Origin of the sequence: Dysgonomonas sp. 520 (assembly GCF_010501095.1) — a bacterium.
Taxonomy (GTDB): Bacteria; Bacteroidota; Bacteroidia; order Bacteroidales; family Dysgonomonadaceae; genus QVMP01.
Genome location: NZ_QVMP01000020.1, coordinates 25,904 through 46,846, shown reverse-complemented (window position 1 = coordinate 46,846; position 20,943 = coordinate 25,904). Strand labels below are relative to the sequence as shown.

Annotated in this window: 13 protein-coding genes; 5 read left to right on the top strand and 8 right to left on the bottom strand. The window is 40.7% G+C overall.

The genetic code is table 11. The features are described 5' to 3' along the window. Positions 1-12 precede the first annotated feature (12 nt). From D0T56_RS11900 to D0T56_RS11865, 8 genes are all read right to left on the bottom strand, one after another. Entirely contained in the window at positions 13-864 is an 852-nt protein-coding gene (locus tag D0T56_RS11900) for a BadF/BadG/BcrA/BcrD ATPase family protein (RefSeq protein WP_163320383.1), read from the bottom strand. Continuing rightward, positions 861-1,964, bottom strand: a complete 1,104-nt coding sequence (locus D0T56_RS11895; RefSeq protein WP_370458805.1) for an acyltransferase family protein — start codon at positions 1,962-1,964, stop codon at positions 861-863. The genes D0T56_RS11900 and D0T56_RS11895 overlap by 4 nt, the downstream gene beginning before the upstream one ends. Positions 1,965-2,124: 160 nt before the next feature. Continuing rightward, positions 2,125-3,363: an exo-beta-N-acetylmuramidase NamZ domain-containing protein gene (locus D0T56_RS11890; RefSeq protein WP_163320382.1), complete on the bottom strand. Its 1,239-nt coding sequence runs from the start codon at positions 3,361-3,363 to the stop codon at positions 2,125-2,127. A gap of 5 nt (positions 3,364-3,368) precedes the next feature. Beyond that, a complete protein-coding gene (locus D0T56_RS11885; RefSeq protein WP_163320381.1) occupies positions 3,369-5,255 on the bottom strand; it encodes an MFS transporter in 1,887 nt (628 codons plus the stop codon). Between the two features lie 51 nt (positions 5,256-5,306). After that, on the bottom strand, positions 5,307-6,602 hold the full coding sequence (locus D0T56_RS11880; protein ID WP_163320380.1) for a SpoIID/LytB domain-containing protein: 1,296 nt from the start codon (positions 6,600-6,602) through the stop codon (positions 5,307-5,309). Further along, complete coding sequence (locus tag D0T56_RS11875; RefSeq protein WP_163320379.1) at positions 6,603-7,538, bottom strand: DUF4922 domain-containing protein; 936 nt, start codon at positions 7,536-7,538, stop codon at positions 6,603-6,605. A gap of 223 nt (positions 7,539-7,761) precedes the next feature. Then, positions 7,762-9,228, bottom strand: a complete 1,467-nt coding sequence (locus D0T56_RS11870) for a glycosyltransferase family 2 protein (protein ID WP_163320378.1) — start codon at positions 9,226-9,228, stop codon at positions 7,762-7,764. After that, a complete protein-coding gene (locus D0T56_RS11865) occupies positions 9,225-9,599 on the bottom strand; it encodes a hypothetical protein (protein WP_163320377.1) in 375 nt (124 codons plus the stop codon). Before D0T56_RS11865 ends, D0T56_RS11870 begins: the two co-directional genes overlap by 4 nt. A 1,064-nt stretch (positions 9,600-10,663) precedes the next feature. On the opposite strand from D0T56_RS11865, the gene D0T56_RS11860 reads away from it, so the two are divergent. From D0T56_RS11860 to D0T56_RS11840, 5 genes are all read left to right on the top strand, one after another. Continuing rightward, complete coding sequence (locus D0T56_RS11860) at positions 10,664-13,789, top strand: SusC/RagA family TonB-linked outer membrane protein (protein WP_163320376.1); 3,126 nt, start codon at positions 10,664-10,666, stop codon at positions 13,787-13,789. A gap of 12 nt (positions 13,790-13,801) precedes the next feature. Next, positions 13,802-15,433 carry a SusD/RagB family nutrient-binding outer membrane lipoprotein gene (locus D0T56_RS11855; RefSeq protein ID WP_163320375.1) on the top strand — a complete coding sequence of 544 codons (1,632 nt, stop codon included), beginning with the start codon at positions 13,802-13,804 and terminating at the stop codon, positions 15,431-15,433. A gap of 23 nt (positions 15,434-15,456) precedes the next feature. Then, entirely contained in the window at positions 15,457-16,302 is an 846-nt protein-coding gene (locus D0T56_RS11850) for a hypothetical protein (RefSeq protein ID WP_163320374.1), read from the top strand. Positions 16,303-16,359: 57 nt separating this feature from the next. Next, on the top strand, positions 16,360-18,039 hold the full coding sequence (locus D0T56_RS11845) for a PKD domain-containing protein (protein ID WP_163320373.1): 1,680 nt from the start codon (positions 16,360-16,362) through the stop codon (positions 18,037-18,039). A 72-nt stretch (positions 18,040-18,111) separates the two neighbouring features. After that, a complete protein-coding gene (locus tag D0T56_RS11840) occupies positions 18,112-20,895 on the top strand; it encodes a family 10 glycosylhydrolase (protein WP_163320372.1) in 2,784 nt (927 codons plus the stop codon). Positions 20,896-20,943 lie beyond the last annotated feature (48 nt).

The following is a 20,943-nucleotide window of genomic DNA, read 5'->3' as shown; positions in this document are numbered from 1 at the left end:
TGATTTATTTAATTAGATAGCCATTTTTACTTCAGAATAATATTTGATAAGGCCTTCCATAGGTGATTGGGCAATACTTCCTATCTTTATAACAAGGTCGGATGCAACTGTGTTCAGCACATCCTTGTAGTAATAGGCTATTGATCCGGTGAAGTGAACCTTGTTGTTTCTGTAATCATATTGCATCACATTTTTTACAATGAAGTCTTTAAGTGCATTGTAGACAAGGTTGTAAACACTTTCGTCTTTTATATTTTGGTTGATGAATGGAGACAGGCTTGCCAAGAACCTGTTGGGCATAGGTTCTCTGTATACCTTGTCTAGTATCATTGATGGGGTGAGGTTTGTGTATTCGAGAAATCTTTCTTTGATTCCCTGAGTTAACTGGTTTTTCAGGCATGCGCCAACAAAGAGCCGCCCCAATACAGCCCCGCTACCCTCATCGCCCAGAATGTAGCCAAGAGGCGAAACGTTTTCCACGATGTTTTCGCCATCGTAGTAGCACGAGTTGGAGCCTGTCCCGATGATGCAGGCAATGCCGGGTTGGTCCATGCACAAACCCTTGGCAGCAGCCAGCAGGTCGCTCCCCACTGTGATTGTTTCGACGGATATGTTGTCGGCAATGGCTGCCCTTACTATTTCGTTTTTCTCGGGGAAAGCACATCCCGCACCAAAAAAATGAACAGCATCAATTTGGTAATCCTTCATTTGTGAAGCTAAAACCTGACTTAATTCGGCTGAAATATCTTCACGCGTACGGAAGAAAGGATTTGCACCTTTTGAGTAAACTTGTTTAATTAATTTACCTCGATCTACTAAGCACCAGTCTACTTTAGTTGATCCCCCATCAGCTAATAATATCATATCTTTATATATATTTGTTTCTTATACAATATATTTCCTATCATCCAATTGAAGCCTACAAACAACAGTGCGTATACGAGAGATCCAAAATAATCTCCGAACAGTGGTTGTAAGCAAATAGTATATATAAACCCTTTTAAAGTAATTAATTGTGTGTCATACGTAAATGTTATGTTCATCAAGAGAATTGCAAATACTCCTGCCGCAACATAGATAAATAGAGGATTGACTCCGAAAGACTCGAAAAAGACGCTCCATTTTTTATAACCCTTAATATCTATAATCCAAATAAGCAAAGCTAATAGGGTTGCCGCTAGCCCACAAGTAACCAGTGTATAAGTGGGCGACCAAATCTTTTTATTTATAGGACAGCCATAACTCAATAAAAATCCCGCAAAGGTAAGGATTGTACCTATTATAAACAAATAATGCATGCGTTGAGTATTATCTTTTGTGCTCAAAATCAGTTTGCCACAATAAAAACCTATAAGTACATGGCATATTGCAGGGATTGTACTTGTCAGTCCTTCGGGGTCGAGGCGTATTCCGTTGTCCAGATACATGTGATTTGTTCCCAGAATGGCTCTGTCGATGACCGAAATAATATTGTTTTCGCTAAACTCAAAACCATTTCCGAAAAGCAGGAGGAAGAAATATCCCAATAATGTGATTACTATAATATATGGAATATATTTATGCTTCACAAAGATGGCAATCAGCGCCGTGATGCCGTAGGTGAGGGCAAGACGCTGCATAACGCCCAATATACGCAGGTTCTCGAAATTGGTTACACCTTTCCACAGACATTCAAAGAAGCCGAGTCCTTCACCCGATAAGGAGTTGAATGTACGGAACGAAAGTCCGAACCAAGACAGTCCTAAGCCTATGAGAAATATGACGCAGGTTCTTTTTATTATCTTGAATAATGTAGGTTTATTAAACTCAAAATTGAATTTGCGTAACGATATGTATGTGGATATCCCCATGATGAACATGAAGAAGGGAAAGACCAGATCGGTAGGTGTCAGGCCATTCCACTCGGCATGTCCCAGCGGGGCGTAGACATAGTCCCACGATCCGGGATTGTTGACCATGATCATCCCGGCAATGGTAATTCCTCTCAATACGTCGAGGGAAAGAAGCCTGCTGTTTGGCTTGCCCCCCTTTCCAACCTCCCCCGAAAGGGGAGGTGATTGAAGTGTATTATATTCCTCGTTTTTCATATTCAAATTGTCTTATTGATACATCATCAGACTGATATTATTTGTACAAGTAATACTTCTTCGATTTCTGTTTGAAAGGCTCTACTTCCTTGTACCAGTAATCTTTAATGTCGCTGAAACGATTTCTCTTGGCAAATGTCAACCGCACATAATCGCTTCCCGATACCTTGTCGAACATATTGAAGCGATCTTTGCTGGCATTGGCAAAAACAGCCTTGCTCGGATAGAGGTCGGCAACCACCTGCATCACATAAAATTGAATTTCCGAAAGCCTGGCTTTCTGGTAATCCATGATATGCACCTGTACGCCTTGAAGTTGTTTGCCTTGTCCTACAGAGTAGAATGGCTTAATGTAAAGCGGACGAAAATATATGCCGGGCAAGTTCAACGAATTCAGCTTGTTTGCAAATTCCTCTGCTTTTATCCATTCTGCCGCAAACATCTGGAAGGGTATGGTATATCCGACCCCGATGGACATGTAGCCAAATTCTCCCAAAATGCCCGATACGGGATAAAAAATAGCGGAGATAGGCTGGGGAATATGCGGCGAAGACGGAATCCATTGCAAGCCTGTTTGATCGTAAGTCATTGCACGGTTCCAACCTTCCATTTTTACAACCTCAAGGTTGCATTTCTTTTTCAGCATGTTTTCTCCGTTCAATAAAAGGGCCAACTCTCCACAAGTCAGGCCATACAGGTATGGGATCTTAAACTGGCTTACGAACGAAACGAATTTGTCGTCCACCAGTCCGCCTTCCACCTTCTGTCCTCCCAATGGATTGGGGCGGTCGAGTACAACAAATTTCACATTGTTTGCCGCCGCTGCTTGCATAGCAAGTCCCATTGTGCTGATATATGTAAAAGAGCGACATCCGATATCTTGAATATCATATACCAGAACATCAATGCCTTTCAGCATAGCGGCTGTTGGCTCTTTGGTTTTTCCGTGTAAAGAATGAACAGGAAGTTTTGTCTTAGGGTCTACGGTGTTATTTATATGGTCGCCCGCATGAGCATCTCCCCTTACTCCGTGTTCGGGGGCGTAAAGTGCTACCAGCTTCACGTTCGCAGCTTCGTGAAGAATGTCGATGGTCGATTTCATATTGTTGTCAACACCTGTCGGATTGGTGATTAGTCCTACCCGTTTTCCTTCCAGAATTTTGAAGTTTTGATCTTTCAATACTTCAATTCCTGTCTTTATTGTTATTTTCTGTGCAAATGAATTTGTAGAAACGGCACAGAAAAATGTTATAGCTATGATTAATACTTTTTTCATGGTTCTTATTCTTCTATTGTTTCTTTTTCTTTGTCTTTTTCCGCTTTCCCGTAATTGGGGTCTATTTTAAGTAAAGCAACGGCAACGATCGGGACAATACAGCAAATCATTACCCATATAAAGAAATGATTATAGCCTAACTGTTCTTGCAGCCATCCGGCAAACATGCCCGGAATCATCATGCCTAATGCCATAAATCCTGTACAAATGGCATAGTGTGCAGTTTTTTGCTCTCCTTCCGAGAAATACATCAAATAGAGCATATATGCGGTGAATCCGAAACCGTAACCAAATTGTTCTATGAAAATGCAAATATTGATAAGTATAAGGCTTTCTGTTTGAGAAAAACTCAGGTAAACAAACGTGGCTATTGTGATAAGCATGCTCATGGTCATAGGCCACAACCATTTTTTCAAACCACCCCGTGATGCGGCATATCCTCCGATTATTCCCCCGAGGGTAAGCCCGATTATTCCGATAGTTCCATAAACCAAGCCTACTTCACCCGTTGTAAGCCCTAATCCTCCAATATCCCGCGAATCGAGCAGGAATGGATTAATCAACTTCAATGCTTGTGCTTCCGAGAAGCGGAATGTTAGCATGAAAAATATCGCAATTCCGATTTGTGGCTTTTTAAAGAAAGTCCTGAATGTATCGACAAAGTCTTTCAGTATCGTTTTCGATGTCACATGTTCTGCTGCGGGTTTGTCCGAATCGGGTTTTGGTAGCATTACCTTATGATAGAAGCTAAAGAAAACGAACAATCCTGCCAACACAAAGAATGTGATAGACCAGGCGAAAGGAATGTTTCCCGACAAGCCTTTATATTCTACCGTACTGGCTGTTGTCAGTTTCGGGTCAACTTGGAAAACCATGTACGCAGGTTTGTTCCAATTCTTTTCGGTGAATGCCAGTCTGTCGCCATGAATCAGGGATATGCTTTTATCTCCTCTGTCCATAGTTGTGTTCAGTACCATTTCTTTGCCTGTTTCCGGTTTTTTTGAAAGCCAAACTGCCGTAACTATAACATTTCCTGCATGATCAAGCTCTGCAACTTCCCGATGTTCTCCGAAATTCCGTTTAATCCAGCCTCCGAGGGGTTTGGAGACATTGGCAGTCCACCAACCGTCTTTTTTCTCACCGGTCGGAGTGTCTTTTTCAAGGTCTTCTTTATGTATAAATCCGTTTTCTGCATTAAGAACGGCTACGTTTTTCAGGAATGTTTTCAGGCTGTCTTTATCTAGTCCTTGTGTGCCGACTTTCAATGTTTCGGCAGCTGTGATGAAGTGTATTTCGCCCTCTTGTTCCGATATGTCTCCAACATTAGGAATCATCATCGTAGATTGGGTGTATTGAGGAGATACTTCAATTTCTATCTTTGCCGGTTCCACTCCGGTTACCCCTTCCAGAAATCCGGCAAGGATAATAAGCACTCCTTGTCCCATAATTGTGGAAACCCGATAGAAAGTACTGCGTATCCCCACATACTTTGCCTGATCGTTCGAGTTCAGAGCAAGCATATAGAATCCGTCGGCGGCAATGTCGTGAGTTGCCGAACTGAATGCCATCAGCCAGAAGAAACAAAGCGTGGCTTGGAAGAAGAACGGCATAGGAATGGTAAAAGCGATTCCTGCCATACCTGCCCCTATCAGCAGTTGCATCACAAATATCCACCAACGTTTGGTTTTAAGCAAGTCTATAAATGGACTCCAGAGGGGTTTTATAACCCAGGGGAGATATAACCAACTGGTATATAATGCTATATCCGTGTTAGATATTCCCATACGTTTATACATAATGACGGAAATAGTCATTACAGCCACATAAGGTAATCCTTCGGCTAGATATAGCGTTGGAATCCATGCCCACGGCGATCTTGTTTTCTTCTCCATATATTTTTCAGTTACAAGTTACAAGTAAACGAGTTACAAGTTATTTTTCACTTAATAAAGTGTTTCTATTTCAGCTCCCACATAATAGTGCAGGAGTATTTTATCGTATTTGTACCCTTTCTCTCCCATGACGGCTGCGCCTATCTGACACAAACCTACGCCATGCCCCCATCCTGCTCCGTGAAAAATGAACTTTTTACCGGTTTTTTCTACAAAAAATGCCGAACTATACAGATGTGATGTAGATAAAGTCCGTCTTATTTCCAATTCTTTCCCGATAATCATCGTTTTTTTTGAACCGACTATCTTCAATTTTACCAGTCTGCCTGACGTTCCTCTTTCTATGGGGATGAATTCTTCAATTGTACCGAAATCTATGCCCGAACGTTTTTTTGCAAGTTCGGATATTTCTTCTTGAGTATATTCAACTTTCCAGCGATAGAAATTTGTTGTTTCCTGATCGTAATTGTTCAGAACCTGAGACAAAATGCCTTTGTCCTGTGTATTGCAAAATGCTTCGGGGCGTGTGCCTATCCATGATACAGTATCCTCTTCTTTTGTCAGGTCGGGCAAATCCTGTGGATTTTCACTATCCCTGAGTTTTACGAGGTAGGGGTGTTTTACATCTTCCCAGCAATTTTGGAACTCTTCAACTCCACCTCCACAGCATTTTGAGAAGCGGGCATCGCAGATTTTACCATCCGATGTCAATACTTGTCCCCGTGTTTCCATTATTGCCTGTTTCACAGTCTCAATATTGGCGGATGCTCTCGTAATTCCTTGATAGCGTTGGCAATGGTCGTCTGCACAAACATCAAAGTTTATGTGGTCTTCACGGTCATACCAACGGATAAGTTCTTCATCAGTTTCGGTAAATGTTGAATATGTTTGATTGTTCGCTGCAATTTCTTTGTTCTTCTCAATTTGAGCCAACAGCCAACTGCGAGAGATTACCGCATGAGCTTTCAGCAACTCAAGTGATGCTGTTGCGCTCATTTCGGAGGAAATGACACTTGTGAGATAATCTTCTACTTTGATGATGTTGATAGCTGTTATTTCATCATTTTCTATGATAAAGTGCAGTGAGCCTTGAAATACCTGGTCTTCTTTACGTTCCCAGTGAAAATTGACGCCAATAACAACATCTTTTAGCATGAAAGAGGAATCCCCGTTTTTTGCTTCGAAAAACAAATCGTTATAGCAGTTTCCGTTCCAAAGAATCTTGCCTTCTTTGAAAGAGATATTTTGTTCTCCCTGAATTTTTTTTCCGTCGCAAGAATATTCAGAATTGAGAACAAAACTTATTTGTTTTCCCGATAAAATTCCAACTTTTACTAATGGTTCCATTTACTGATTTACTTTTTCTATTATTTGCTGCATTTTTTTGTCACTTATGCAAACCTCCTTCAATATGCGGGTTATATCATCAGTTGTCACTTTCTTAAAATCTTTTTCCTGAGGAGTGATAAATACACCCCCCATATCAACAGAAGCAGGACTGATCAGTATATTTTTTTCTCCTTCTTCGTAGAAACAGATTGGGCGGTGCTTTTCGCGAGGAAAAATACAACTGAACCAAGTCCCATTTTCGTACCATGTGATTATATTCATCATAGGTTCTTTTTCTCCGTCTTTCACCTCCAATAATGAGTAGAGTTTTTTGAAAAACGCAATAGCCTTATCTTTGTCATCCGATTCTATCAAGAAAAAGTTTCGGAGATAATTCTTTAAAGTATAAACACTTAGTCCGTTTTCTTTAATGATAACACTCTTTTCAACGTTCTTGCAATCTTCTTCAATAGGCATAAAGCCTTTGTTGCCTGCCTGAAAGTGAACGTGATCGGGTGCAGAAGCTCCGCACTTAGGGCCATTGTAGAAAATTGTAAACTCATCCAGATCTTTAGCCAGATCGAGCATGTCGCCATATCTGTTTAAAATCAATTGGTCAACATGGTGATAAGATGGTATGGTGAAATGTTGAGGAAATATAGGAAACGGATTTACCAGTATTTGATATTCTTTTCCGTATGGTATTCCCTCCTGAATCACAGGCAAATTGATAGGGCAAAGAAAGCATTTTCTCTCTTGAATGGACTTCGTATCAACCTTTGCTGCAGTAGATTGTATGCGAGCAGGGTTGAACTGTACTCTTATGTCAAATCCATCGAACCGAAAGTCTTTCGTTTCCACGTTTGCCAAAGCTGCATAGTTTGAACGGGCTAAATCCCATACTTTCAATTGCTCTGCAAGCAGGTTCTTTATATTTCTTGATGTTACGGACATATATTCTTTTTTATGCTTGTCAACTTGTTTACTCGTAACTTGTAACTGAAACCGTCTAGACTTTTTCGTTTTATTCAATTTTGTCATCCAGAGAGTATCGAAGGATCTGTTTTTTTAGATGTTTGACTCGCTTTCGCTTCGTCGATTGTTAATTCACTACGTTCAACATGACAAAAACTCAAAAATTAAGTATAATTTAAAAAGTCTAGATGACTTCACTGTTTTAAATCTTTACTCTTGCTTGTTTATTAAAACTGATACGTGCTTCAACTTCCCATGTGCGAATCCTGTCTTTGTATGTATTGTGCGCATTCATTTTCACAATGTCAAGCGAAGCGTCGGAGTTGTCGTCCCAACGGCGGCATAGATACAAAACGTCATAAATACGTCCAATCTGATATTCACGGGAAAAATAAAGTCCTAACGCATAATCCTCACCATAACTGGTATTTGGCACTTTTATTTTTCTCAACAGAGGAGTGTAAAAAGCACGGGGTGCACCAAGTCCGTTGATGCGCAGGGCATTGTTACGTCCGTTTTCGGGAGTCCATTCTTTATGGTCAATAATTCCGGGCGGAATCATTTTCATGTCGAAGTCTGTCAGCATATATGTACCCACCACCATAGCGCAATTTTGTGCATAAAAAGCGTCAACTATTTTTTGCAGCGTATTTTCATCAGAATAAACGTCGTCACTATCCAACTGAACGGCGAATTTTCCACACTTATCGTGGTACACACCAGCATTCCAGCATCCGCCAATGCCAAGTTCTTTATTTTCAGGGATTAGGTGGATGAGCCTGTCGTCAGTAAATTCGTCTATTGCGTCGGATGTTCCGTCGGTGGAATAATTGTCGACAACAATCAGGTTGAATTTGAAGTTTGTTTTTTGGCTCAATACCGATTTTATAGCATCCTTAATGGTGCGTATGCGATTGCGAACGGGTATGATTACTGATGCCTCAAACTCAAATTCTTCTTTATTGAAGTTAACAATCCTGAAAGAGGGAGCAAGATATGCGCCTATCTTTTTAAGGTGATCTGTGCATGCAGCCTCCATCTCTATTTGTGTGTCACGGTTTTTGGGGTCTACATAATCAAATATCTTTTCTCCGCTCTTGCGGGTGTCATTTTCTATTTCTGTGTATAGATATTCGTTGATGTGAACCAGGTCTGCATGCTGAGATAGTTTCAGGCGGAGGTCGTAAAGTCCTGCCGATTTATATTCTTTATCCATCATCGCAACGGCTTTCTTTAAATCGTCCGACTTGTAGATGAGAACCGAGCCAAAATTGAAGTCGTCTCTTAAACTTCCTTTTTGATAAGCAATTACGGGACTGCTTGTTTTCTTTTCATCAGCCATCTGATAATGATCAGCATAAACAAGTCCTGCGCCGGAATCCTCAGCTATTTGTATCATCCTGTCGAGGGCAAACATTCCCATTCTTAAATCTGCCGATTTGGTGTAGATGAGGGTGTAATCGGCGTCGGCTTTTTCTGCAATTTTTTTTATCGTTTTGGTAGACCTGAGCGAATCGATGGATATTGGTTCACAATCTTCCACCGAGCCTTCACTGTCGTCATTGGCCAGTAAGTAAATCTTATTTACTAATTCGGATTCCCTTAAAGATTTTATGGTTTCCCTAACTTGGGCTACATTCCGGAAAGGAATAAAACAATTTATTTTCATCTTATTATGGTTATTATATTGTTATTCAATTTTTTGTCATCGCAAGGTCTTACCAATGTTTCCGGCACTGATGGATATACACACGAACATACACATTTCTTTATCGCACTAAAGGGATAGCTATGGTTGTTTGCCGGAGCATTCTTTTCTATTTGTTCCCGTAAGAGATTTTCGTTTTCAGCCCTTAAAGCGAAGATAATACCATTTTTTGTACTTCCGAATACTACCCCGTTTTTTTCAACAGTTGAGGCTTCAATTACGGCATCAATTGTTGGCTGTTTGCATATTTGAGGGGTAAAACGAGATTCTTCCGCACGTAAAGGTGTCAGTGTGTATGAAAAAAATATTATTATGTATAATAGGTATTTCATAAATTTATTTTTCGAAGCAAAATGTTGATTTTGCTTTCGTGGTGTTTTTTCATGTTTATTTGTAACTTTATTATGCTCTCAAGATATTTATCCGTTGCATTTTCTAATAAAACGCCAAGACAGAAAGGTGCGACAATTTTTTTTTATGATGGATAAAAAACTTAGCGGTTTGCCGTCTTTGCGCTTGCCTTGATAAATGCAATGTCGATTTATCAGCCACTTACAGTCGTTTTTTGTATTAAAATAAGCCCGAAGATGATTTTTGAAATTATATTTTTTGGCCTGTTCAGCTTGAAATATCCTAACCATTAAATATAGATAGTACAAATATATAAATAAATTTTCTCATTTGTGATATTTTTGTATATAATTTAGTTATTTATGAAAAGTATACATAATTTAAATATATAGTGATTCGGGCAATTTCCTTTCTTTTTTCGAAAATAAGGCTTCTTTTCTTTTTGATAGCTTGTGTTTTAGGTGTTTATTGTTTGTTGAGTTGCATGTGTAATGCTTTTTTTGTGTATGAAAATAAATGATGATGCTTAAAAAAATATAGAAAATATGTATTTAAAACATAAATAAAGTGAATTATTTTTGTTAAAATTGTATTCTCGTTTGTTTGGAAAGAAAATGAGTCGTAATTTGCGTCTTGTAATGGATTGGTTAACATAAATTGATTTGTTACTTTATGATAAACACAGTTCGTCTTATGTGGATTTTGCTCAGATTGCAATGTTGGTAACGGGTGTTCTCTCCTTTGTTATTTATATTGCTGACAGTAAAAGATCTTTTTTATTCTTGTATTTTTCATTGTAAAAATTTACTCATCTTATAAATTAAGCGTAAAGGGCGTTTTAGACAATCTTGTGTGATTAAAATATGTATAATTTTGATAAAATACAGAAAATGAAATTAAATTATTTAACAATGAGGGCGCATTATTGTAGCTGTGTTTGATATTGTGAGAATATTGATGACGGTATAAATCTCAATATAAACATTAAAAGAATCCTTAAATTGAAATGAATGTACATTATGTTAATTTTTAAATATCATGAATTATGAAAAAATGGCTATACTCATTATTTCTGTTTTTTTCTCTTTCAATATCAGCTTCTTATGCTCAGAAAACAATAACAGGAGTTGTTGTTGACGAAGAAAAAGAGCCATTGATAGGGGTGACAATTACGGTGAAAGGCACGGCGAGTGGAGTTGTTACGGACTTTGACGGAAAATATTCTGTTATAGTTGCCGATAACAATGCTACTCTGGTTTTCGCATATCTAGGTATGCACACACAGGAGATAAAGGTGGGTACATCTGCGGTGATAGATGTTACTTTGAAAGCGCAATCAACTCTGATAGATGAGGTTGTGGTTACGGCAATGGGCGTTGTAGCCGAAAAAAGACGGATGAATTTTGCTGTTCAGTCTATCAATTCGGACGATATCTTGGCTGCAAGGTCTACAAACTTCATCGATGCTCTGCAAGGAAAGATTGCAGGGGTTAATATTACCAATCAGGGAGGTTCTCCGAATGGAGGCTCTCAGTTGATAATCAGGGGTATATCGTCTATCAACTCTCAGCAAAACAATGAACCGTTGTTTGTGATTGACGGAATGCACATCTCCGGAGGATCGGGCTCTATGGCTGCCCTGAATCCTAATGATATAGAGAATGTTACGGTGCTTAAAGGTGCTGCGGCTTCGGCTCTTTACGGACAAGAAGGGGCAAACGGTGTCATTATGATTACAACAAAATCGGCTCAAAAAGGCCGCACGGTGATAAGTGCAAACGCCAGCCTGCAAGTTGATAATGCTTTCAGGGTGCCTGAGTTGCAAAGTACATATCTGCCGGGTGGACGAGGCATTATTGGTGCATCTCCTACAACAGGAGGATGGGGGCCTATTGCTCCGGCAGGAACGGAAAAATATGATAATGCCGATAATTTCTTCCAAACAGCACTTATGCAAAAGTACGATGTATCGGTTTCGGCCGGTTCGGAGAAGTTTACGGCATACGGATCGTTAAACTATACTTCGCAGGAGGGGATTATTCCGTCCGACAAAGTAGACCGTGTGGGGATGTTGTTGAAGGCTTCTTTTGATCCTACTCCTACATTGAATATTTCGTTTATGAGTAACATTATCAATACGAAAGCCAATGACCCATTCCCCGTATCAACGGCTTCTACCCTCAATGCAATGATGTCTACACGGTCGTCGGTACTTTCCAGAGTTTACAGTTGGCCTATTAATAATGATATGCGCAACTATAAAGACCAGTATGGTGATATAGATTGGCTTTACAGAGCGGACATTTTGGGCAATTCGCCTTTGAATCCGTATTGGAGAGCTAATGAAGACTATAACCAGACCGAATCGACAAGAAACTTATTGCAAGCCGCCGCAACGTGGAAGCCAGTAAAAGGTTTGCAACTATCGGGTCGTTTAGGCTACGAGCATAGCAATTCGATGTTTGAGGAATATACAACTCCTCGTTTTTCCGAAGCTGATTATGTGAACAGGCCGGAAGAAATAGTTAGCAACGACAAGTACGAATCAGCCAGGCGCGAGTTGTTCGGTACACACAACATGAGAAGTGCGAGAGGCAGTATGTTTTCTGCACAGGCGATAGCCAGATATACATATTCTATCAATAAAGACATGTCTATCGAAGCGATGTTGGGTACGGAATTGAAGGAAAATAAATCTACTTCTATCAGAATTGGCGGTTCGGAATATATAATCACAGGTTCGGGTTTTTATAGTATAAACAATCTTAAAAATTCGGTAACCGGAGCAAATCAGGACAACTATCCGGGTTTCTCGAAGAAAAGGACTTACGGCTATTTCGGAGAACTAAGATACGATTATAAAGGTTTGGCATCGTTGAGTGTTACTCTGCGAAACGACCATACATCAACTTTACTTGAAGGTGAAAACTCTTACTGGTATCCTTCTGTTACGGGAGGATTGGTCTTCTCCGAATTATTCAACCTGACCAGCGATATTTTCAGTTTCGGAAAATTGCGTGGAAACTGGGCGAAGGTGGGTAAAGATGCCAGTCCATATCAGTTTGGGCAAAAATTTGTTCAAAAACCAAACTTCCCTGATGGCGGTTTTGGGGTAGACCCAACTTTAAGTGTGGCCTACACATTGAAGCCGGAGATGAATAAATCGTGGGAGATTGGTGCAGACTTGCGTTTCTTCAACAACCGCACACGATTGGACGTGGCATACTATTCGACAGGAGTTGACAATCAGATCGTGTCGGTACGTGTAACGCCATCGTCAGGAACTATCATGCAAACCAGAAACGAAGGTAGCATAGAAAATAAAGGTCTTGAATTGTCTCTGGAACAAGACATTCTGAAAACGAAAGAGTGGAACTTGATGGGATTCGCTAATTTTAGTTTCAACAGAAGTAAGGTTGTCAGTTTGCCCGACGGTCAGGATAAATTGTCGTTCGACGCAGCCCGTGTGGGTAGTGATATTTTCCCTTCGGCATGGCTGAATGAGTCGACAACCGGTATCATCGGTAAAGATTATCTGAGAAATGAAAATGGAAAGGTTATAGTTACCGAAGATGGAAACCCAATCATTAATCCCGAAAAGTTTGTTTATCTCGGCAATCGTGAGCCTGACTTTATCATGGGGATAGGTAGTAAGTTGAATTACAGAGAATTTGGACTATCATTCCAGTTCGATATCAGAAAAGGCGGGGATGTGGTTAACGGAACTTCCCGTAGCTTGATGAGTTCGGGTATGCACGAACGTCTGGAAACTTACCGCAACAGGCAAATAGTGGTTGATGGTGTTGTGAATAAAGGAACGGCAGAAAACCCTGTTTGGGCACAAAACACCACACCTGTGACTTTCGATCAGTTGTTTTATTCAACATATTACGAGCCGGTTAGCTCTAACTTCATTGAAGACGGCTCTTACGTGCGTTTAAGTTATGTGACTTTAAGCTACGATTTTACGAAATTCATAAAGAAGACAATATTTAAAACATTGTCTGTTGCTGCTACGGGACGCAACTTGTTTTTATGGACTCGCTATTCAGGGTCTGATCCGCAAGTCAATTCTCTAGGAAATAGTGGTGGTAGTGGAAGTATGGGGATTGATAATCTTAATGTTCCCAAAACCAGAAGTTTTAGTTTCACAGTGAATGCAACTTTTTAAAATTGAACAGTTATGAATAAAATATTTTATATAGCTCTAGCGGTCTTGTCTTCTTGCTTCTTTATGAGTTGCGATGACTTCTTGGACATAAATGATAACCCGAATACGACTACAACAGTGACTCCCGACCAGTCTCTGCCCGTAATCTTATTCTATGGAGCACAATTGGTTTATGACCATGCCGAATATAATGTCTATCTGGCACAAGCCTTAACAACAGGCGGCAGAAGCCAGACAGGAACATATCCGTATAAACAAGGTTGGGAATTTTTGTCCGTAAACAGGCATCCTCAATGGAGACGCCACTATTACGATATAGGTACAAACCTGAACGAGATGGAAAAGGCTGCCGAAGCCATTGGCGCCAAAAATTGTGTATTGATAGGGCGTACCATCCGCTTGATGTCTACGCTGTATACTACCGATGCTTTTGGCGATATGCCACTTTCTCAGGCATATAAGTCTAATGCACCCAAATACGACACTCAGGAAGAAGTTTACCGGTGGATGTATGACGAAGTGGAGCAATTGCTGAAAGATTATGATGATCCGAATTGGAACAATAATTCTAAGAATATAAGAATCACAGAGTCTATAGACCGGATATATGGTGGCGATCTGGAAAAATGGAAACATTTTACTTACGGATTGAAGGCCAGAATATATTTGCGTAATCTGCCTAATTGGAATAATACAAATGAATTTTGCGATTCAATTATCATAGCAGCAAATAAGGCTTTGGATGGTTGGGTAGAGCCAAATTACAAATATTCGGGAGGTACACAGTTGGAACGAAACTGCCCGTGGGGACCCAAACGCCCTATTATCAATTCGTGGGAAAGCCGCTCCAATGAATTGCAAAACGCTATCCCTTCTAAATTCTTCGTTGAAACAATTTTGGGATATCCAGCAAAACGATCTCAGTATGGAGTTGCCGACGATCCTCGTATGGTGAGGTTGATGAAAGAAGCTCCGGGACCAAAAGATTCGGATGATCAGGATACGAAATACCGTTATCTGGAAAATAACATCGGAATGGATGCTTCATATAAACAGGTGAATTATCCTAACATGTATTTGACAAACGAAAGTCCTGACAGATACGGGGTGTTCACATCGAACGATTCTTATATATCGTTGATGCTTACGGAAGAACTTTTGTTGATAAAAGCCGAGGCTCAGTATTGGAGAGGACAAAAAGAGGAGGCGTACAAAACTACGTATGAAGCTGCCGAAATGAATATGAAGAGACACGAGTGCAGATCGACCCACGTGACCATGTATCTGAAACGGGAAGAATATCTGCCTCAGGCAGGATTTAATATCGGTCACCTGATGCGCCAGAAATATGTGTGTATGTATCTGCAACCTGAGATATGGACAGATATGCGCCGCTACAAATATAGCGGAAGCAAGGTGAAAGACGGCGAAGAAAAAGTGAAGTACGATGGTGTGGAAATATATCCCAACTTGCGCAGGCCATACAACTTGTATGAACCGTATTGGGGCAATAATGTGGAATGGGTTCAGCGTTTGAACTACGACCCGGAAACAGAAGATGTGTATAACAAAGCAGAGCTGGAAAGATTGGGTGCATATCAAAATCCTAATTGGTTGAAAAAAACTATGATTTGGGCAGAGTAAATTCTTTTTAAAATTATACAAGTATGAAATACATAAATAAAATATTACTATTTGTTGTCGGATGCGGGTTGCTGGCTTCATGCACAATTAATGACCCGATTGACGACTTGAACAGGGTAGGGGAGTTTGCTCCCACTGTTTATTGGGAGTTGAAATCGGACGCTGTCAAAGCGGGTGATTCTGTGGAGATTTCCAGATTGCAGTATTACCCCTTGGACGGAAAAAGTATTGCAAATATTAGCGTGTGGTACGACGTGAGCCGTGTGACCACCATATCGGCGTCGTGCCCTTTGGTTACTTCTTTTACGTTCAACTATACGCCTGTCGATACTACGGAGTTGGTAAGAGTATTTCAGTATATAAAAGACTTCCCTCATTCCGAATCTTTTTGGAGTGATAAAGATTTGACCTACTTGATGAATGTCAAATTTCCAACGAGTTACACTTTGCGGTCTACAATCTGGAAAGATGTGGAGAAATGGGATCAGACCAAATACGAAACATTGTTTCCGGAGGGATTTCTGGAGGAATTTCGCGAGAAACTTTATCCTCAACTCGAAGTTGAAGACTTACAGAAGATTCTGACCTCAACAAATCCTCGTTTCGAGACGGAAGAAGATTTTATGAAGCATGTGAAGCGCGATTCAACCGAAAACAAAGGAGTCTTCTATGTCATAAAGGAAGAATCGAAAGAACTGATCAAGGAAAAATTCTATTCAATACCGCTCGATTCGTTGACATATAAGTCTGCAGACGGATTGTTTATGGTGTCTTACGACAGATACTATTTCTTAAACGCCAGTGTTAGGGTAGAAGATTCGAATGGAATAGCATCTTTCACGGAGAAAAAGAAAATAACATTGAACTAAGGGTATAAAGTTTTTTAATAATAAAGTCATTCAGACTTTTTAAAAGCGTAAACGAGTATGAAAAGAATTATATATATATTATTTGCTTTCACATTTGTTCTATCGTCGTGTGAAAACGACCCTGATATAGAGCATTTTCCTAATCCCGACATTGCTTTCGTCTACGAAGTGGACGGCGACTATGAGCATGACTATTTTGTAGGGTCGGACATTCAGTTTATCAATACATCGGTGTTGGAAGGTTCGGTTAGTTGGGATTTTGGCGATGGCACTACAAGCAATGAGCCCAATCCTATTCATAAATATGCCAGTCCGGGTGTTTACAAAGTGAAAATGGTGTTGGAGAATAAGGGAGAATTGATAAAAGATTTGATGATCACTGAAATTTTCCCAAGGGTTTTCTACACGTCTTCCGATGCTGTGACGGAAATTTTGAAAACAAAAATGAAATTGGATTTGTATCTGCCCAATCCGGAGAACTACGACGTAAGGTACGAATGGATTTTTCCGGAGGGAACATTGGACGCAAACAAGCAACCTGTTACGGAAAGTTCTGAGAAAGATCCGGGAGAATTGACTTTTTCAAATGTCGGTTCTCAGCAGATAACACTGAAAACCACCTTTTACAAAGAAGGTACGGACTTTGAAAAGAAACTGGAAGAGGTGGTTGTGAATGTACAGGTTGGTTACACCAAAGAAGCCAAAACCTTGTATTATGCGGTAAAAGGCGGAAACATTATGGCGCTGAAGGTCATTAAAGACCTGCAGTCTAATGTGAAGAATCTACCGTTCGACCTTGGTGTGAAGTCGGGTCAGCATCCGTTCAATATACTGTTTCACGATAGTCTGTTGTATGTTATTGATGCAGGTAAAGTGTTCTATTTCCAAAATGATGATACTTTCAGAAACATGGGTGACGGAAAAGTTTCTATTGTAGCGCAAGATGGCTCTACGGTTGAAACAATGTTTACTAATGATGGAGGCTATGCGAACGACGACCCGTTCTGTGGATATATAGATCCGGCATCAAATACACTTTATTGTTCCGACCGCAATACGGGAATCAGTAAAGTTCCATTGACAGAAAGAAATAGTACCGGGAAGAGAACCGGGTCGGATGGAAGCGACGAAGGTGCCAATTATCCGTTCTGGGTACGAAACGCGCGTTTAGGTTATTATTCCAAAGGTATTCTGTACGGTTCGTTGAACAGAGGATTCACCAGATACAATAACATGTGGTGGTGGGCTAAGACCAACAACGACGGAGGTATATTCCGCTTTGTGGATACGGATATATTGACAAAAGATTATGATGCGAAAAATCCTTCACCGGTTCCTTCATCGGGAGCAATATTACCAGGACAGAAGGTGAAATCATTTGTGATAGATGAAACGAGAAAGGTATTGTATGTTGCCACTGCTGCATCACTTACCGAAGGTGAGGTATATCGGATTCCGATAGATAAGCTTACCGCAAATATGAATCCGGCAGAATATCAGATACTGAAATTGTTGCCGGATAGTGAAGGCCCTGTCGGGGAGATTCCATACATCACGCAAATGGTTGTTGACGAATCGGATGGCTCTCTCTATTTTGGCTACAGGTCAGGAGCGGGAGAAGAAGAAAAGACCGGACTGAAGCGTTACGACTATGAAACCAAACAACTTGAAACACTGGTTGTAGGTCAGGCCATTTATGGTATCGCTATAAATAATGAGAAATCTAAGTTGTTCTAAAAAAAAGTAGTTGAGTGTCTGTCGTCAACGCTATCGGTGTTGACGATGGACGCTGAATTTAAATCGTTAAATATGAGAAAGTTATTACTGATATTTATATCTTTTGCCATTGTTGCCGGCGCTTATGCCCAAGTCTCTCCTAAAAGGGAGATGAGGGCAACATGGTTCACTACCGTTTTTGGACTCGACTGGCCTAAGTCTGTTATTTCGACAACGGGAGACGTAGACCAGATTAATCGCCAAAAAGCGACATTGATAGAATTGTTGGATGCTGTAAAGGCTGCAAATATCAATACCGTTCTTTATCAGGCAAGAGGTAGAGCCGATGCGATGTATAAGTCTTCGTACGAACCTTGGGCTACCGGCTTGGTTTCGACAAGAGGGCTTGATCCGGGATACGATCCGTTGGAGTTTGCCATTGAAGAGGCTCACAAGAGAGGGCTCGAATTGCATGTCTGGATTAATCCTTACAGGTTTGAGTCGACTGCCGGTTCGTGGGACGGACAGGCCGGCGATTACAGAGTGACACATCCCAAATGGGTGATAACTGCACCAACAGAGGTTAAAGCAGGAGTAGCTACCAAGTGGGGAACAATACTAGACCCCGGGAATCCGGAAGTTAGAGCTCATGTGAAGAATATTATTGGCGAAATAGTTAATGATTACGATATAGACGGAGTTCTTTTTGATGATTATTTTTATTTGCAATATATCGATTATCAGGGATTGATAAGAGATCAGGCTTCTATTGACGCTTATAAGCCTTCGGATATGTCTATAAAAGATTGGAGGCGCGAAAATGTGAACACGTTTGTAGCCGAAGTGTATGATACGATAAAGACAGTTAAGCCTTATGCGTGGTTTGGCATAGGCCCTCCCGGAAAATGGTCTACGGATGTTTCCGTTGCTAATAAATATGGAGTAAGCCTGCCTGCCGGTATCACCGGAGGATATGCCTATGAAGGTATTTATGCCGATGCCTTGGCGTGGATGAAATCGAAGACAATTGATTATATCTCGCCCCAGATATATTGGGCAACGACAGAAACATCTTCTAACTATACAATACTCTGCGAGTGGTGGTCGGATATGGCCAGCCTTTTCAATACCCACATCTTTGTGAGTCAGAATCTGGCGGAGATACTGGATGTACCCAAATCAGGAGTTGTAAAGATTGACGAAGAAGAAATTGACGCTGGAGGTTTGTCTCATATCGAATTGACAGGCTTGCTGAATATGCAGAACGAGTCGGAAAAACCAATGCTGACAAAAGCTGCCATTCCCGGAGCCGATTTCGCAATACAGATCGAAAACAACAGGCTGTTTAATAAAAATAATGCTCCGGGTAGTGTTTTCTACAATACATCGCCGCTATTGGTGAAGGCTATAAATAATTATTTCGCCTCGAAAATATTTACACACAAATCATTGACCCCTGCAATGATGGTTGCTGTCCCCGATCAGGGATTGGTTACTAACCTGAGGGTAGAAGGCAATGAACTGAAGTGGAACTACACCTCCGATGATGTGCGGTATGCCGTTTATGCCATTCCGAACGATGTGGCGGCTAATGTCGGAAATTTTGCTACATCTCAATATTTGCAAGGTATTTCGTATAGCAAAAGTTATGCTATCGCAGCGGATAAACCAACAAGTGCTTACAAATATGCTGTATCCGTATACGACAGGTATGCAAACGAATATAGTCCGGTGATAATGGGCGGTTCGCCAACCACATCATCGCCCGTAACGTTAATTTCACCTGCAAATAATGCTTCGCCGATCAATCCGTTTGGTTTCACTTGGCAGCCTCAGTCCGATGCCGAATATTATATTTTTGAATTATCCGATAAAGCGGATTTTTCAACAATACTTTATAAAAGAGACATGGAGAGGAAGACTCATCTGTCGACAATTGATCTTGATTTCCTGAAAACGGACGAAAAATATTATTGGAGGGTGAAAACAATAAAAGTTAATGCTCCGGTCAGTACGTCCGAAACAAGAACAGTTGTTGTTGGAACTGAAAAATTATCGGTAACATATCCTGCTCAGGACGAAACGATATCTCTTACACCAACCGTTACTTGGCAATCAGGAGGCGGGCAAGACTTCTATATATTGGAGGTGTCTAATGTCAACTCGTTCACGTCGCTGGTTCATTCGGTGGAAACAACAGAAACTTCGTATACTTTGCCTGAAGGATTGTTGAATAACAACTACAACTACTTCTTCAGGGTGAAGGCGGTCTTTAACGAGCATAAGTATACCTCTGATGCAGTGAAGGCTTCTACTCAGCTTGTGCCTCCGCCCGTACCTGTTATTATAGAACCAGCCAACGGCTCGGAACTGCCGCAAGAAACGCTTCTGGTGAAATGGGAAGCATCTCCCACGGCATCGGGTTTCAGGGTCGAATTGAGTAAGAATGCAAGTTTTCCGATCAGGGAAACATCAATTAAGAGTGTTGGAAAAAATGTATATGAAGTTGTTTTCGATAACATAGATTCCAACGCTACATCTTACCTGAGGATGAGAGCCAATTATGGCGCATCTTATTATACCGCTTGGTCTGAGGTTTATACATTGTCGCCGTGGTCGTCTATTGGCAACTACTTGGACGATAAGTTAAACTGCTACATCAATGGAGATTATCTGGTTGTAAACTCCATCGGAAATGCTGAAATATCGGTTTCGGTGCTAAGCCTTTCGGGTAAGGAGGTTGAAAAAGTGGTTAAAAACCGGACTGTTTCGGGCGTGAATAATGAAGTTGCTCTGCCAAGCCATTTAAACAGAGGTGTTTATTTAGTGAGGATTGAAGTGGATAAGAATATTGCAGTATTGAAGTGGATTCACTAGATCGGAGTAATCGGATCAACTACCGGTTTGCATGATTAGGATTATTTA

Coding starts and splice junctions, on each gene's coding strand:
- D0T56_RS11855 (WP_163320375.1), top strand. CDS start 13,802: ATGAATAAAATATTTTATATAGCTCTAGCGGTCTTGTCTTCTTGCTTC.
- D0T56_RS11880 (WP_163320380.1), bottom strand. CDS start 6,602: ATGGAACCATTAGTAAAAGTTGGAATTTTATCGGGAAAACAAATAAGT.
- D0T56_RS11850 (WP_163320374.1), top strand. CDS start 15,457: ATGAAATACATAAATAAAATATTACTATTTGTTGTCGGATGCGGGTTG.
- D0T56_RS11870 (WP_163320378.1), bottom strand. CDS start 9,228: ATGAAAATAAATTGTTTTATTCCTTTCCGGAATGTAGCCCAAGTTAGG.
- D0T56_RS11890 (WP_163320382.1), bottom strand. CDS start 3,363: ATGAAAAAAGTATTAATCATAGCTATAACATTTTTCTGTGCCGTTTCT.
- D0T56_RS11900 (WP_163320383.1), bottom strand. CDS start 864: ATGATATTATTAGCTGATGGGGGATCAACTAAAGTAGACTGGTGCTTA.
- D0T56_RS11885 (WP_163320381.1), bottom strand. CDS start 5,255: ATGGAGAAGAAAACAAGATCGCCGTGGGCATGGATTCCAACGCTATAT.
- D0T56_RS11840 (WP_163320372.1), top strand. CDS start 18,112: ATGAGAAAGTTATTACTGATATTTATATCTTTTGCCATTGTTGCCGGC.
- D0T56_RS11895 (WP_370458805.1), bottom strand. CDS start 1,964: ATGATCATGGTCAACAATCCCGGATCGTGGGACTATGTCTACGCCCCG.
- D0T56_RS11865 (WP_163320377.1), bottom strand. CDS start 9,599: ATGAAATACCTATTATACATAATAATATTTTTTTCATACACACTGACA.
- D0T56_RS11845 (WP_163320373.1), top strand. CDS start 16,360: ATGAAAAGAATTATATATATATTATTTGCTTTCACATTTGTTCTATCG.
- D0T56_RS11875 (WP_163320379.1), bottom strand. CDS start 7,538: ATGTCCGTAACATCAAGAAATATAAAGAACCTGCTTGCAGAGCAATTG.
- D0T56_RS11860 (WP_163320376.1), top strand. CDS start 10,664: ATGAAAAAATGGCTATACTCATTATTTCTGTTTTTTTCTCTTTCAATA.